Below are 15,574 nucleotides of genomic sequence, written 5' to 3' on the forward strand. Positions count from 1 at the left end.
ACCGTGAAAGGCGCCCGCATGAAAGCCATCTTCCTCGACAACGACGGCACGCTGGTCGACGACATGCCCTTTGCTGCAGAGCCGCGCCGCATCCGCCTGGTCAACGGCGCCGGGCCCGCGCTGCGGTTACTGGCCGGCCTGGACTACCGGCTGTTCATCGTCGCCAACCAGTCCGGCATTGCGCACGGCTGCTTTGGCGAAGACGCGATGACGCCGATGTCCGACCGCTTGCGCGACCTGCTGTTTCGCGAGCAGCTCACGCTCGACGGTTTTTATTATTGCCCGCACCATCCGCTCGGCACCGTCAGCAACTATGCCCACGCCTGCACCTGTCGCAAGCCGTCGCCGGGCATGCTGCTGCGCGCCGCGCACGAGCACGACATCGACCTGCGCGCATCATGGATGATCGGCGACATCCTGCACGATGTCGAAGCCGGCAACCGCGCTGGCTGCCGCACGCTGCTGATCGACAACGGCAACGAAACCGAATGGCGCCTGGGCCCGCGCCGGCTGCCCACGCGCATCGCACCCGACCTGTACCACGCGGCCATGCTGATCGCCGGGCATGGCGACCCATGCTAGCGGGCGGGCACACTAGCGCCAGCGCCTGCGCCCTGGCGCAACTCGCCCCGCGCCTGCAGGATGATGTCGCGCGCTGCATGCAGCCCCAGCAGCGCCATGATCGACGCCACCACGATGTCGGGCCAGCCGGCCCCGGTGCCGAACACACCGAGGGCCGCGAGCATGACAGCCACATTGCCGATCATGTCGTTGCGCGTGCACAGCCACACCGAGCGCATGTTCGCGTCGCCGTTCCGGAACGCATACAGGAGCGCCGCTACCGCACCATTGGCCGCGAATGCCAGCACACTGACCACGCCCATGGTCTGGGCATGTGGCACCTGTCCACCCGTGCCAAGCCACAATGCCCGGCCCAGCACCAGAAGGCCAAATGCGCCCATCACGAGGCCCTTGGCATAAGCCGCGCGCGAGCGCCACACGACCGCCAGTCCCAGCACGAACAGCGAAACGCCGTAGTTGGCGGCATCGCCCAGAAAGTCGACCGAGTCCGCCAGCAGCGCCACCGAGCCTGCGGCCAGGCTGCTGACGATCTCGACGCCAAACATGATGAAGTTGATGACAAGGGCCGCCCACAGCACCTTGCGATAGCGCCCGTCGGGCGGCGGGGCAGCAGAACTGCACGATCCTGAACAGCATGACGACATACGCACCTCCAAAGACGATGGATGCATTAGAATCCCTGTAGTAACTACAAGGTCAATGTAAACGTCAAGGTGGATGAAGATGCGAATTGGGGAACTGGCGAAGCTGACGGGGTGTCAATCCGAAACGGTGCGGTTCTATGAACTGAAGGGTCTGTTGCCGCCACCGGTGCGTTCGCAGGCGAACTACCGGGTCTACGATGCGAGCCACGCCGAGCGGCTGCATTTCATCCGGCGCTGCCGGGCGTTGGGCATGTCTCTGGCGGAAATCGCCACGCTGCTGGGCTACCAGGATCAGCCAGAGCGCTCATGCAGCGGCGTCAATGCGCTGGTCGACCATCAGCTATCCGAAATCGATCGCCAGATCACCGAGCTGCAGCAGCTGCGCACCGCCCTGTCGACCGTGCGCGCGCGCTGCGACTCGGTGCAGACGGCCGGCCAGTGCGCGATCCTGCGCGAGCTGACGGATCCCGCCTGAGGCTGCCCCGGGGGCCGCCACCGTCCATCTCCACCGTCCATCGTCCATCGTCCATCGTCCATCGTCAATCACATGCGTGGATCCTCGATCACGAGCTGATCGTCCATGCGCACGTGCTCGCCCATCAGCACGCGGTGAATCACGGCGCCATGCACGCCATGCTGCTTGAGAAATTCGACGGCACTGAGGGTGCCCAGGCTGGCCTGGATCTGCATGCCCTGGCGCACGATGTGGGTGGCGTCCGCGTACGGGTTCGACTGCATATACGGCAGGCCCACATAGCGGCGATCGATCTTTGATACTTGCATCTGATTTCTTTCGTTGGGCACCAGCACAAAAAACTCCGTCGACAGCGACGCCGACGGAACAACGCAAAATCCTTCGGGATCACGCGAGAGAGAGACACAGCGCCGATCTTAGCGACCCTGTATTTCAGCTTGATGACATCGCAGCACCGCGCCCGCATGCCGCCGGATGTTGCACATGGCGCACGCCGATGGCTCTACAATTGCCCATCGTTGATTCAACCTGGACAGCAGATGGCAGTATCCGGCGCGGCATCCGGCTTCAATTACGGCTCCGACAAGTCGGGCCTGGTGTGGGGATTCCTGATCGACCCGGGCGCAACCGCCGCGCCTGGCGCCGTGCCTGCAGCCACCCCCATCGGCGCAGCCGACGCCCTGCGCTGGATGGCCGCGCCGCAACCTGGCCAGTTCATTTGGCTGCACTTCAACCTGTCGAACACGGCCAGCGAGCGGTGGCTGCGCCAGCACGCCGGCCTGGCCGACGAGTTCTACGCCACGCTGCACCAGGGCTCGCGCTCGACCCGCATCGAAATCGCCGATAACGCGCTGATCGCCGTCGTCAACGATGTGCTGCACGGCTTTTCGCTCGACAGCGCCGAGATTTCGACCCTGTGGGCCCACGTCACGCCGCATGCCGTCATCAGTGCGCGCCGCAAGCCGCTGGCGTCGATCGAACGTCTGCGCCAGGATGTCTTGCAGGGCGCGCCGCTGCGCTCGTCGAGCGAGCTGCTGGTGCACCTGCTGCGCGACCAGGCCGACGTGCTGGTGAACATCGTGCGCGACGCGGTCGCGCGCGTCGACACCATCGAAGACCGCCTGTTGGCGGGGCGCCTGACGCGCCAGCGCGAAGACCTGGGCGCCTTGCGGCGCGTGCTGGTGCGGCTGCAGCGCCTGCTGGCACCGGAACCGGCCGCGCTGTTTCGCCTGCTGCAGCGCCCGCCGGTCTGGGTCAATGGCGACGACCGCCAGGACCTGCGCCAGGCCACCGAAGAATTCACCGTGGTGCTGAGCGACCTGGCTGCGCTGCAGGAGCGCATCAAGCTGCTGCAGGAAGAAATCGCCGCGCGCGTCAACGAAGACAATGCGCGCAGCCTGTACCTGCTGACGATCGTGACGGTGATGGCGCTGCCGATCAACCTGATCGCGGGCCTGCTCGGCATGAACGTGGGCGGCGTGCCGCTGGCCGAAAACGGCCACGGGTTCTGGATCGTGTGCGGCCTGATCGTGACCTTCACGACGGTCGCGGCCTGGTTGCTGCTGCGCCTGCAACGCCGCGGTTGATTGGGCGCAGTCAACGTTAAATAGAGGGAAGCTCTGAACTGATGAGCAGCCCGGTGGTCGAACTCCTGTCCCCAACGCCAGGAGTCGATCATGAAAGCGCCACGGTTCAAGAACTGGTTCGCCAGCTTGCAGTCGCTGAACAACCCGCAGCGCCGGCAAGTGCTCGATGCCTTGCGTCCTGCGGCCGGCCTCGCCCAGGTGGTGGCGCTGATCGCCCAGGCCAGAGCGCCTGGCCGCTGCTGTCCCCGCTGTGGCAACGGGCGCTGCCACCGGCATGGCTTCGCCAACGATCTGCAGCGCTTTCGCTGCTGCGCCTGCGGGCGCACCTTCAACGACCTGAGCGGCACCCCGCTGGCACGGCTCAGGCTCAAGGCCAGGTGGCTCGCGTATTCGCAAGTGCTGCTCGATTCACTGTCCGTGCGCAAGGGCGCAGATCGGGTTGGCGTGCACCGCAATACCGCCTTCCGGTGGCGCCACCGCTTCCTTGATTGGGTCAAGTTCGACCGGCCCGCATCCCTGAATGGCATCGTCGAGGCTGACGAGACGTTCCTGCTCGAATCACAAAAAGGGTCGCGCACGCTCGATCGCCCGCCACGCCGGCGCGGCGGGCACGCCACCCAGCGTGGCATTTCAACGCAGCTCGACTGCATCCTGGTGGCGCGCGACCGCAACGGTCGCACGGTCGATGCCGTCACCGGCCGCGGCGCACTGACCGCGGCCCAACTCGAGCGCGATCTGCTCCCCAGGCTCGATCCGCAAGCGCTGCTGGTCAGCGACAGCCATGCCGCGTATCGCGCCTTTGCACGCAAGCACCAAATTGCGCACGAGGCGGTCAACCTGCGCGCCGGGGTCAGGGTCCGGCATTCGGGCAGCCGCGCCATCCACGTACAGAACGTGAATGCCTATCACCAGCGCTTCAAGGACTGGCTATCGGGCTTTCGTGGTGTTGCGTCACGCTATCTGCCCAATTATCTGGGTTGGCGCTGGGCACTGGACGGCGGACGGGTTAGTTCCCCAGAACAATTGCTAAGCATCGCAATCGGCGTCATCAACAGATTACGTTGACTGCGCCATGATTGCCGCGCGCCATTGGTCTTGCGAATGGCGCAGCCAGCCCGTATCTTGTCTGTTCGTACATACCACCATCGAACCCCTTGACTTCACCTTTCAGCTTCCTGGCCGGCGGCGGCGAGATGGGCGCCCTGATGCGCGCCCACGACTGGCAAGCCACTCCGCTGGGACCGCCCGACACCTGGCCAATGGCGCTCAGGACCATGGTCCGGGTCGTGTTGTCCAGCAATCACCCGATGCTCATCTGGTGGGGCGACGAGCTGATCCAGCTCTACAACGACAGCTACCGCCAGACCCTCGGTCATGAACGCCATCCGTCCGCGCTGGGCCAACCCGGCCGGGTCTGCTGGGCCGAAGCCTGGGACCTGATCGGCCCCGAGATCGAGCACATCATGGCCGGCGGCCCCGGCGCCTGGCACGACGACCGGCTGATCCCCCTCACCCGCCATGGCCGGCGCGAAGACCTCTGGTGGACCTATGGCTGCAGCCCGATCGAGGACGAGGGCGGCGTGCGCGGCGTGCTTGTCATCGTCAATGACGTCACGCACAACCATTTGCTGCGCCAGCGCCTCGAGCAAACCCACCACGTGCTGTTCGACACGATGGACGAAGGCTTCGGCATGATCGAGATGATCGACGATGCCAACGGCAAGGCAGTTGATTATCTGTTCGTCGAAGCCAACCCCGCCTTTGCCCGCCACACGGGCGTGGTCGACAGTGTGGGCAAGACGGCGCGCGAGCTGGTACCCGGCATCGAACAGAGCTGGATCGACATCTATGACGACATCGCCCGCAGCGGCGTGGCGCGCCGCTTCGAGCAGGGCTCCGAAGCGATGGGGCGCTGGTTCAGCGTCTACGCAAGCCGCATCGCGCACCCGACCCGGCGCCGCGTGGCGCTCATGTTTACCGACATCAGCAACCAGAAGAACGCCGAGCGCGCCCTGCAGGCGAGCGAAGCGGCAGCGCGCGCCGCCCTCGCCCAGGCCGAGGCCGACCGGCGGCGGCTCGATGCCCTGCTCAGTTCCGCCCCCGTGGGCATCGTCTACGCCGACGCCCAGGGCGCGCTCTCGTCGGCCAACCCGATGATGCACGTGCTGTGGGGCGAGCACCCGATGACCACCAGTCCCGAAGGTTACGGCGACTGGCGCGGCTGGTGGGCCGACGGTTCACAGCGCCACGGCCAGCCGGTCCAGGCCCGCGACTGGTCACTGGTGCGCGCGCTGCGCGGCGAACAGGTCGACGCCGACTTTGTCGAGATCGAACCGTTCGGCCGGCCGCATGAGCGGCACTTCCTGCTCACCCGGGCCGCCCCGATTCGCGACGACGCCGGCAACATCACTGGCGCCGTGGCCGCGTCGATGGACCTGACGGCCCAGGTGCAAGTGCAGCGCGCGCTGCGCGAGAGCGAAAACAAGTTCCGCACGATGACCGAAGCGATGCCGCAGATGGTGTGGTCGGGCCTGCCCGATGGCACCAACGATTACGCGAACCGGCGCTGGTGCGACTTCACGGGGATGTCGAGCCAGGCGCTGGCCGGCAGCGGCTGGACCCGCGCCATTCACCCCGACGACTTGTCGGCGCTGCGGACGCAGTGGATGGCCAGCCTGGCCAGCGGCGCGCTGTTCGAGATCGAGCACCGGCTGCGCCACCACAATGGCGACTACCGCTGGGTGCTCAACCGCGCGTTGCCGGTGCGCGACGAAGCCGGCGCCATCATCCGCTGGATGGGCACGGTCACCGACATGCACGACCACCGGCTGGCCGCCGAAGAGCTCAAGGCCGCCAATGTGCGCAAGGATGAATTCCTGGCGATGCTCGCGCATGAGCTGCGCAATCCGCTGGCCCCGATCAGCACCGCTGCCCAGATGCTCAAGCTCTCAAGCATCGATCCGAAGCGTACGGCGCATGCGGCCGACGTGATCGGCCGCCAGGTGCGGCATATGGTCGAGCTGGTGGACGATCTGCTCGACGTCTCGCGCGTCACGCGCGGCTTGGTTGAACTCGAGCGCCTGCCCGTTGATCTCAAGACCGTCATCCATAGCGCCATCGAGCAGGCGCGCCCGCTCATCGAAAAAAAGGGGCACACGCTCGCCACGCGCCTGGGCGCGGCCAACGTCACCGTCACGGGCGACCGCAAGCGGCTGGTGCAGGTGATGACCAACCTGCTGGGCAACGCGGCCAAGTACACGCCGGATGGTGGCGAGATCACTGTGTTTGCCGAAGCCGACACTGCTGCCGACTGCGTAACCCTGTCGGTCAGGGACAACGGGATTGGCATCGAGGCCAGCCTGCTGCCCGACATCTTCGAGCTGTTCACGCAAGCCCGGCGCACGCCCGACCGGGCGCAGGGCGGGCTGGGCCTGGGACTGGCCCTGGTGCGCAGCATGGTCACGCTGCATGGCGGCAGGGTCGAGGCGCACAGCGACGGCCCCGGCCGCGGCAGCTGCTTTGCCGTCACCCTGCCGCTGGGCCCGGGCGGCGCCGGTCCCGCCGCCGCCACGCACGAAGACAACGCGCTGGCTTCGCACACGGCGCTGCGCATCATGATCGTCGACGACAACCGCGACGCCGCCGAGTCGCTGGGCATGGTGCTCGCCGCCGTGGGCCATGCGGTGCAGGTCGAGGAGTCACCCCATGGCGCCCTGCTGCGGGCCGAATCCGAGGCGTTCGATGTCTGCCTGCTCGATATCGGCCTGCCCGACATGGACGGCTACCAGCTTGCGCGCCGGCTGCGCGCCGCGCCGCGCCTGGCGGGCGCAGTCATGGTGGCGCTCAGCGGCTACGGGCAGCCGCAGGACGTGGCTGCGTCGCAGGCCGCCGGGTTTTCGCGGCACTTGGTCAAGCCGGTCGACATTCCTTATCTGCTGGCGCTGCTCGACACACTGGCGCCGGACCCGGAAGCCATGCCGGCCTGACCACAATCGTACGGCGTGTGTCCGTGCCCCGGCGTAAGATGGCCGGACGTCAAGACACACGCCACTATCGAAGGGACAGCCTCCAGTGAGTTTCGCCACCGACCAGCAAGCCGGGTCCGCCCACCTCTCGGCCAATGCACAGCGGATGCTGGGCTTGCGTGGGGCCGTTTTCGCGACCTGGGAAGCACGCGTGCGCGAACGCGTCGCTCAGGCGCGCAATGTGCAGCACCCGATCCTGATCGATACGCTGCCGTTGTTCTACGAGAACATTGTCCAGAGCATCAGTCCCGACTACCCGCGCACGTCGGCCGTTGACGGCACCACGGTTGCGGCCGAGCATGGCGGCGAGCGCGCCCGCATCACCTCGTACGATCACACTGCGCTGATCGAGGAGTATCAGATCTTCCGCTGGGCCATCTTCGATGTGCTGCACCGCGAACAGGTCGTGCTCGATCACCGCGAAATCCACACGATCCACTCATCGATCGATTCCGGCATCCAGGAAGCCGTCGAAGCGTTCTCGCTGGTGCACAGCGGTTTCCGTGAACGCTTCGCTGCAGCGCTGACGCACGATATGCGCGGCCCGCTGGGCGCCACGGTCACTGCACTCGAACTCATTCTGCGCAGCAATGACCTGGACCAGATCAAGAAGGTGGCCGGCAAGGCGCTGGCCAATACCCGGCGCATGAGCGGCATGGTCGACGAATTGCTCGATACGATGGCGTTTCACAGTGGCGAGAGCATTCCGCTGACCATCACCACCTTTCCGATGGACGAACTCGTGGCCGAGGTGCTGGCCGACGCACGCACCGCGCACGGGTCCCGTTTCGAGCTGCACGCGCATCCTGTCGATGGCTGGTGGGATCGCCAGGTATTCAGGCGGGCGATCGAGAATCTGGTGTCCAACGCCGTGAAATACGGGGCGCCTGCCACGCCGATCAGCGTCAAGGTCGACCAGCTCCACGAACGCCTGCTCGTGTCGGTGCACAACGACGGCCCGCCGATCCCGCCGCACGAGCAGGAATGCATCTTCCAGATGTACCGCCGTGCCGAGCTGGCCCAGCGCGGCGATCCGCAAGGCTGGGGGATCGGCCTGCCCTATGTGCGCGCCGTGGCCGAAAGCCATGGCGGCAGTATCGGCCTCGACAGCAACAGCGACCGCGGGACGACGTTCTTCATCAATATCCCGATTGATGGGCGCCCCCATGCCGGGTCACGTACACTGGTTGCCGGGCAGACACCGGGAGCGGCGACGATCGATTGAATCACTGCCGGACCTGGCCGGCACCTCATAACCATCTCCAGGAGAACCCTCATGCCCCATGACATCACGCTGCGCACCCTTTCGTATGCCGACGCCCGCGCCTGTAGCGAGCAACTGGCCGATGTCCTGATCGACTGCGTCGAAGGCGGCGCATCGGTCAGCTTCATGCTGCCGCTGTCGCGCACGACGGCGCTGGACTACTGGCACGACATCGCAGGCGGCGTCGAGCGCGGCGAGCGGACGCTGATCGTGGCGCAGGACAGGGCTGGCATTCTCGGTACCGTCCAGCTGATTACCGCCATGCCGGACAACCAGCAACATCGGGCGGATGTGGCCAAGCTGCTGGTGCGGCGCCGGGCACGCGGCGCGGGCATCGGCGGGCGGTTGATGGAGGCAGTCGAGGAAGCCGCGCGTACGCAAGGGCGCAGCGTGCTGGTACTCGACACGGCTGACAGCACGGCCGAACGCCTGTATGCACGGTCGGGCTGGCAGCGTGTCGGCAGCGTCCCTGACTTCGCCTGTCTGCCCGACGGCCAGCTGTGTGCAACGACCTTCTTCTACAAGCACTGCGCGCCTGCCAGCGTACTTGGGCGCTGATGGGTCGTGCCCCGGTACGATACAATACAAGCAATTAAAACGAATTCAATGAATTCTTATTGAGGCAACGGATAATGCGGGAGCGGTTCAGGTGGCAACTAAGCAAAGTGCGGTAACGTCCGACGAGGTATGCACCACCCAGGTAGCGGCGCAGATGCTCGGTATCTCGGTGTCGCTGGTGCAGCAGCTGGTGGAAACAGGGGTGCTGGATGCCTGGAAGACCCAGGGCGGGCATCGCCGGATTCCACTCAAGGCCGTACTGGACTACAAGAACAAGTTGGCGGGAAGCATGGGGCGCGAGGCCAGCGGGCGCGCGACCATTCTCGTGATCGAGGATAACGCCATTCAACGCGCCCTGTACCAGCGCCAGTTTGCGGCCTGGGACTTGCCAGCGGACTTCATCTTTTGCGAAAACGGCTATCAGGCGCTCCTGCAGATCGCCCGCCGCCCGCCCGACATCCTGCTGGCCGACATCGTCATGGAGGGCATCGACGGCTTCGAAGTGGTGCGCACCGTCATGACCGACCCGGAACTGGCGGACGTCAGCATTGCCATTCTGTCGGGGCTGCCTGCCGACGAGCTTGCAGCCCGTGGCGGCGTTCCGGCAGGCGTCGTGTTCTTCCCCAAACCGATCAACTATGACGAGCTGCGCGGCTACCTGCGGGCGAGCGTCGCGCAGCGCGCCCGCAAGCCCACGCCAGCGTAGCGCCTACCTGCCAATCCAATGACCGCCATATTCGTTACTTTAATTTCAAATAAATTAAATTAACGGATTTAAAGGTTTTGATGTAAACTCGTTGTCTGCCAGGCGAACCGGCACGAGCGCGTCATCCGCCGTTCCCATGCCGCGCGTTGCCTCCCTCGCAGGGCGCCGATCAATACCGACGGAGGGTGTGGGTGAGCGCGGATACATCGATGAACGACGTGCCATGGTGGCAGCGCCTGCAGCGCCTGGACACACGTACCGTCAGCGCCATGATCTGCGCGGGCCTGGTGCTGCTGCTTACACTCGCGCTGGCCGGTTCAGCCTGGGTGTTGCACTTTCGCGAGATCGACGATTGGGCCAGCGATCTCGACAACCTGACGCTGGCGCTGGCCGAAAGCACGGCGCAATCGATGGCCTCCTCTACCCTGGCGCTCGACAGCATCCTCGCCGCGCTGCCGGCCGACGACGGCGATCCGGCGCTGGGGAGCGAGGCGCTCTATCGCACCATGAGCGACAAGATCAGCGGCCTGCCGCAGGTGGCCGTGGCCAGCGTCATCGGCGCCGACGGCGCGCTGCTCAGTTCCACACGCGCCTGGCCAACGCCGGTCATCAACCTGGCCGAGCGCGATTATTTCGTCTATCACCGCGCGCACCGCGACCCCGCCCCCTACGTCAGCCGTCCGGTACGCAACAAGATCAACGGCGCCTGGACGTTTTACCTGAGCCGCCGCCGCGAAACGCCCAATGGCCGCTTCGCGGGCGTGGCGGTGGTAGGCATCTCGTGCGCCTCGTTCACCGACTTCTTCCGTTCCGTCAGCCCCGGCCAGCAGGCAGCGATCTCACTGTTGTCGAGCGATCAGGTTCTGCTGGCCTCCTGGCCGCAGCGTGACGCCTCCATCGGCCGGGCGCCAGCAACCGCTGCCGCGAATGCCGAGGCGCGCATGGTGGCGCAGCGTCCGGTACGCAATTACCCACTGGTGATCGAGGCATCCGTGCCCGAAGCGTTGTTGACCAGCGACTGGTGGCGCAATCTGCGTCCGCTGGGCGCCATTGCGATGACCGGCATGCTGGGTGTTGCGCTGGCCTTTGGCACGGTGCTGCGCATCGTGCGCCAGCGCGAGCGCGATGCAGTTGAGGCGCTTGCGCTCAAGACCCAGGCCGATGCGGCCAACCAGGCCAAGTCGCGTTTCCTGGCGATGATGAGCCACGAGATCCGCACTCCGATGAACGGCATTGTCGGCATGTCCGAACTGCTGTTCGGCGCCGGGCTGCCGGCGCCGCTCGACACGTATGCACGCACCGTCCACCAGAGCGTGCTCGAACTGCTGCGCACCATCAACGATATTCTCGACTTTTCAAAGGTCGAGTCCGGCAACCTGGAGCTGCTGCCGCAAGCGTTTGATCCGCTGCGCCATGCTGCGCAGCGGGTCGACTCGTACCGCATGAGCGCAGAGCGCAAGCGCCTGGCGATCGTGCTGCGTCCGGGCGTGCTGCCACCGGCCGTCATGGCCGACCCCGACCGCATCGGCCAGGTGCTGGGCAATCTGCTCAGCAACGCGATCAAGTTCACCCCCGCTGGCGGCGGTCCAATCGAACTGACCGTGGTCGCCCGGCGCGATCCCGACACGAGCGGCGGGTGGCTGCTGCTGTACCAGGTGAGCGATCACGGCATCGGCATCGAGCCGGCCGCCCAGGCGCGCCTGTTCCAGCCCTTCAGCCAGGCCGACAATACCATCAGCCGCGTGTATGGCGGGACCGGCCTGGGGCTGGCCATCTGCCGCCGCCTGGCCGACCTGATGGGCGGCAGTATCGACCTGATCCCGCGCACCGGGCCCGGTGCCTGCTTCCGCCTGGTCGTACCGTGCAGCCTGGCGTCGGCGCCGGCGCCCGACACCGTCAGCGCATCCGGCCTGCGGGCCGCTGTAGGGACGCCGCGCGTGCTCGTCGTCGAGGACACCGAGATCAACCGCGAACTGCTGCGCATCCTGCTTGAAAAACTCGGTTGCCGGGTCGACGAAGCGGTGAATGGCGCGGTCGCGCTGGCAGCGCTGGAAACCAGCGCCTACGACCTGGTGCTGATGGACTGCATGATGCCGGTGCTCGACGGCTACGAAGCCTGCCGCCAGCTGCGCCAGCGCGAGCACGCCACCGGCGCCCCGCGCATGGCCGTGGTGGCACTGACCGCCAGCGCCATCGACGGCGACCGTGAGCGTTGCCTGGCGGCCGGCATGGACGATTACCTGAGCAAGCCGTTCACGGCGGAGCAGCTGGGCGACCTCGTGCGGCGCTGGACGCAGCCGGTGCGCTGACGGGGCGGCCAGGCCCTGCCCGGCCTGCCCGCCTTGTCGACGGCGAGCAGCCCAGCGCTTACAAGGTTGCCGGCACGGACGCCGTCAACAGGCGCACGGCGGCCTCGGCGGCGCGGAAATCGAAGCGCCGCAGCGGGTTCCACACACGGTCGAGTGTCACCGCTGGCAACAGCGGCGACAGCGCGGCAAGGCATGCTTCGGCCTGTTCCAGCGCCTCGGCGTCAAGCGCTTCGAGCAGACTCGTCAGGTGCGCGTGCAGCACCGCCGGCGACGCTGCCACGGGCGAGGCTGCCGGCGCTGGCGCCGGCGCCGGCCCAAGGTACTGCTCGATCGCGCGCCGCGCCTGCGCCAGCACCTGCGTCAATGGCGCCAGGTCGATCGCGACACCGTCGGCGCCCGGATCGCGCATGGCGGCGTACAGCATCCGCTCGGCCTCATGCGCGGCCACGCGCGTCGCAGGCAGGGCCAGGCTGGCAGCCACGCCGGCCAGTTTGTGGGCCAGTGCGGCCGCTTCGCCCGGCCGGCCGGCAGCCAGGCTGGCGCCGATCAGCGCCGCGCTGTCGCCATGCAATTCGAGGAACTGGGCCAGATACTGGCGGTAGGCCGCGTCGTCCAGCCACAGGGCGAGTCCGGCAGCCACGTCGAGCGCGTCTTCATCGACCTGTGCCGGCGCCGGGCCGGCCAGGGCACCCGCGCCGCCACCCTCGCCCTCGCCGTCGCTGCCGCTGCCGCTGCCGCACAAGCGTGCAATCAGCGCGAGCATCGCTGGCACATCGAATGGCTTGCTCAGCACATGGCACATGCCGGCCTCGAGCGCCGCCTCCTGCTGTTCCTTGAACGCCCCGGCAGTCAGTGCGATGACCGGCAGGCCGTCGAACTGCGGCATGCGGCGCAGCTGCCGGGTCGCCTCGATGCCGTCCATGACCGGCATCTGCACGTCCATCAACACGACGTCGGCCTGCTCAGGATGCGCCAGCAACCAGTCCAGCGCCTGCCGGCCGTCGCCGACGCAGACCGTCTCGGCGCCCTGGTCGCGCAAGATGCGCTGGACCACCTCGCGGTTGATGTCGCTGTCGTCGACAACCAGCACGCAGACGTCGCACAGAGTCTGGCCCGAGGGCGTGGCAGCCGCGCAGACGGCGGTAGCACTGGCTTCGGTAGACACCTGCAGCGGCAGACTGAAGCTGAACACGCTGCCGCGTCCGGGCGTGCTGTCGACAACCAGCGCGCCGCCCATCAGCGCGACCAGCTGGCGGCAGATGGTCAGCCCCAGGCCAGTGCCGCCGAAGCGGCGCGTGGTGGAACTGTCGGCCTGGGTGAATGGCGAGAAAATCGCCTCCTGGGCGGCCGGATCGATGCCGATGCCGGTGTCATGCACGCTGAACTGGAGCACCAGGGCGTCGCCGTCGCGTCGCAGCAAGGTGCAGTGCAGCGCCACCTGGCCGTTGGGTGTGAACTTGACCGCATTGCCGGTGAGATTGAGCAGCACCTGCTCGAGCCGCAATGCATCCCCGAGCAGGATGCCGACGCCGGCCGGCGGCGTGTCGACGATCAGCTGCAGGTCCTTGCCGGCAGCGCCGATGCGCATGCTGGTGGCCACCTTTTCCAGCAACTCGCCCAGGCAGAATGGCGCGGTCTCGATGAGCATGTGCCCGGCCTCGATCTTCGACACGTCGAGGATGTCATTGACGATGGCCAGCAGCGACTGGCCGGACACGCGGATATTGCGCACCATGCTGCGGGCTTCGGCGTCGATCGCGCGCTGCTCGAGCAGATAGGCAAAACCCAGCACGGCATTGAGCGGCGAACGGATCTCGTGGCTCATATTGGCCAGAAACTCGGCCTTGCTGCGGCTGGCCGCCTCGGCCGCATCGCGGGCCAGCAGCATCTCGGCCTCGGCGCTCTTTTGCGCCGAGATATCCTGCGCAAAGACGAGGGTCGCAGGGCCATCCGCCAGCCGTACCTGCGCCGTGGTCTTGTAGACCGGCACGGAGGAGCCCCATTTGCCCAGGCCGATCGCCTCGAAATGCTGCTCGGCCGGGGTATCGGCCTCGATCAATGCCTCGTGCTGCGCCAGCCCGGCCAGCGACGGCGCAGTGATCATGGCGCGCCAGCGCAGCCCGGTCAGGTCGTCCGTCGCGCCATAGCCATGCAAGGCCCGGTAGCGCGGGTTGGAGTAGATGAAGCGCCCATGCCGCAGGATGGCGACGGCCAGCGGCGCATCCTCGATCAGCGTGCGAAACCGCGCTTCGCTGTCATACACGCCCTGCATGGCAGCGCGTGCACGCGCCTGCTCGGCATCCTGGCGTGCCCACTGCGAACGCCTGCGCTGCACCACCGCCAGCGCTCCGCAGGCACCGGTTGCCAGCACGGCGAACAGCACGGCCAGCGTCATCGCCTGGCGCCGCAGCGGTGCGACGACGGCGGTGGCGTCACGGCTCAGGCCAATCACGAGCGGATAGTCCATCGCCAGCGCTGCTGGCGCAATCGTGGCCATGGCCATCACGCGCTCTTCGCCGGTGGTGTAGACCCGGCCTTCGAGTACGCCGGCCACCCGGCCGCTGCTGCGGTGGCGTTGGTAGAACGTACCCGGGCGCGCCAGGTTGGTGCCGTCGATCTTTCCTTTCGGCGGATAGTTCAGCAATTGCCGTCCGCCGCCGTGAACCACCAGTGCCCAGACGTCGGGCGCATACATCGCTGTGCGGAACTGGCCGGTGAAATATTCGGGATCGAGCGTGGCGAGCACCATTCCTGCGAAACGGCCGGCAGCGTCCGGCACCATGCGCGCAACCGTCACCACCTGGTCGCCGCGGATCGAGCGGAACGGCTCGGCCACGTACAGGGTGCGGCTGCTGGGAGCGCGCCGCACTGCAGCCACATAGTCGCGCCGGGAAAAATCGTACCCGTACAAATCGTGTTGGCTGGCAGCGCGCACCCGCCCGTCGCGGTCGAACACCATCATCGTGCGCAGGCCCGGCATCGCGCCGACCAGCGCCGACAGACGACCGGCCAACGCTGCCTCGGCAACGGTGCCATCCGGGGCGCTCAGGTAATCGCGGACTACGCCCTCGAGCGCCACATTGGTGGCCACGAGATCGGTCTGGATATTGCTGGCCAACAGCGTGGTCAGCGAAAGCAACCGGGCCCGCTCGCTGCTCTCGAGGCGCTCCACCTCGGTCAGCTGCAGATAAGCGAGGCTGGCGCCGAGAAATACCAGCGCTGCTGCCAGCATGGCGAACTCGACATATCGACGCCGCATGGTGGTTCCGGTGGGTAGGCGGATCATCTTTCTCATGCTATACCTGACTGGCAAAAGTACAACGACGACGTGCGCGAATTGCAGCAACAACGCCGCTATCCCGATCATCCCTCCATGTTGCATCAAGGAAGCCATCCAGCGACATGCGTCGTGACAAATCACAACA

12 protein-coding genes are annotated in these 15,574 nt (G+C 66.7%); 9 read left to right on the forward strand and 3 right to left on the reverse strand.

Annotated features, from left to right (window positions below):
• The first annotated feature begins 18 nt into the window (after positions 1-18).
• Entirely contained in the window at positions 19-582 is a 564-nt protein-coding gene (locus AC1MGT_RS04855; protein ID WP_499503236.1) for a D-glycero-alpha-D-manno-heptose-1,7-bisphosphate 7-phosphatase, read from the forward strand.
• On the opposite strand, the gene AC1MGT_RS04860 is transcribed toward AC1MGT_RS04855, so the two are convergent.
• Complete coding sequence (locus tag AC1MGT_RS04860) at positions 579-1,226, reverse strand: cation efflux transmembrane domain-containing protein (protein WP_499503237.1); 648 nt, start codon at positions 1,224-1,226, stop codon at positions 579-581. The genes AC1MGT_RS04855 and AC1MGT_RS04860 overlap by 4 nt on opposite strands.
• Before the next feature lie 79 nt (positions 1,227-1,305).
• On the opposite strand from AC1MGT_RS04860, the gene cadR reads away from it, so the two are divergent.
• Positions 1,306-1,701 carry a Cd(II)/Pb(II)-responsive transcriptional regulator gene (gene cadR, locus AC1MGT_RS04865; protein WP_499503238.1) on the forward strand — a complete coding sequence of 132 codons (396 nt, stop codon included), beginning with the start codon at positions 1,306-1,308 and terminating at the stop codon, positions 1,699-1,701.
• Positions 1,702-1,769: 68 nt separating this feature from the next.
• On the opposite strand, the gene AC1MGT_RS04870 is transcribed toward cadR, so the two are convergent.
• Positions 1,770-2,009 (reverse strand): hypothetical protein, encoded by a 240-nt coding sequence (locus tag AC1MGT_RS04870; protein WP_499503239.1) that lies wholly within the window; start codon positions 2,007-2,009, stop codon positions 1,770-1,772.
• A gap of 231 nt (positions 2,010-2,240) precedes the next feature.
• Here AC1MGT_RS04870 and AC1MGT_RS04875 point away from each other — a divergent pair, with 231 nt between their 5' ends.
• The 7 genes from AC1MGT_RS04875 (at position 2,241) to AC1MGT_RS04905 (ending at position 12,149) form a co-directional block, all read left to right on the forward strand.
• Positions 2,241-3,287: a transporter gene (locus tag AC1MGT_RS04875; protein WP_499503240.1), complete on the forward strand. Its 1,047-nt coding sequence runs from the start codon at positions 2,241-2,243 to the stop codon at positions 3,285-3,287.
• 90 nt (positions 3,288-3,377) lie between these two features.
• Positions 3,378-4,352: an IS1595 family transposase gene (locus AC1MGT_RS04880; protein WP_499503241.1), complete on the forward strand. Its 975-nt coding sequence runs from the start codon at positions 3,378-3,380 to the stop codon at positions 4,350-4,352.
• Between the two features lie 89 nt (positions 4,353-4,441).
• Positions 4,442-7,273: a hybrid sensor histidine kinase/response regulator gene (locus AC1MGT_RS04885; protein WP_499503242.1), complete on the forward strand. Its 2,832-nt coding sequence runs from the start codon at positions 4,442-4,444 to the stop codon at positions 7,271-7,273.
• 85 nt (positions 7,274-7,358) lie between these two features.
• A complete protein-coding gene (locus AC1MGT_RS04890; RefSeq protein WP_499503244.1) occupies positions 7,359-8,537 on the forward strand; it encodes a sensor histidine kinase in 1,179 nt (392 codons plus the stop codon).
• 51 nt (positions 8,538-8,588) lie between these two features.
• Positions 8,589-9,134 carry a GNAT family N-acetyltransferase gene (locus tag AC1MGT_RS04895; RefSeq protein ID WP_499503245.1) on the forward strand — a complete coding sequence of 182 codons (546 nt, stop codon included), beginning with the start codon at positions 8,589-8,591 and terminating at the stop codon, positions 9,132-9,134.
• Positions 9,135-9,225: 91 nt separating this feature from the next.
• Positions 9,226-9,840, forward strand: coding sequence for a response regulator (locus tag AC1MGT_RS04900; protein WP_499503246.1), 615 nt, complete (start codon positions 9,226-9,228; stop codon positions 9,838-9,840).
• Positions 9,841-10,049: 209 nt separating this feature from the next.
• Positions 10,050-12,149: a hybrid sensor histidine kinase/response regulator gene (locus AC1MGT_RS04905; RefSeq protein WP_499503247.1), complete on the forward strand. Its 2,100-nt coding sequence runs from the start codon at positions 10,050-10,052 to the stop codon at positions 12,147-12,149.
• Positions 12,150-12,207: 58 nt separating this feature from the next.
• On the opposite strand, the gene AC1MGT_RS04910 is transcribed toward AC1MGT_RS04905, so the two are convergent.
• Positions 12,208-15,408 (reverse strand): ATP-binding protein, encoded by a 3,201-nt coding sequence (locus AC1MGT_RS04910; RefSeq protein ID WP_499503248.1) that lies wholly within the window; start codon positions 15,406-15,408, stop codon positions 12,208-12,210.
• Positions 15,409-15,574 lie beyond the last annotated feature (166 nt).

The sequence above is a fragment of the Telluria sp. BA11 genome (assembly GCF_056680305.1).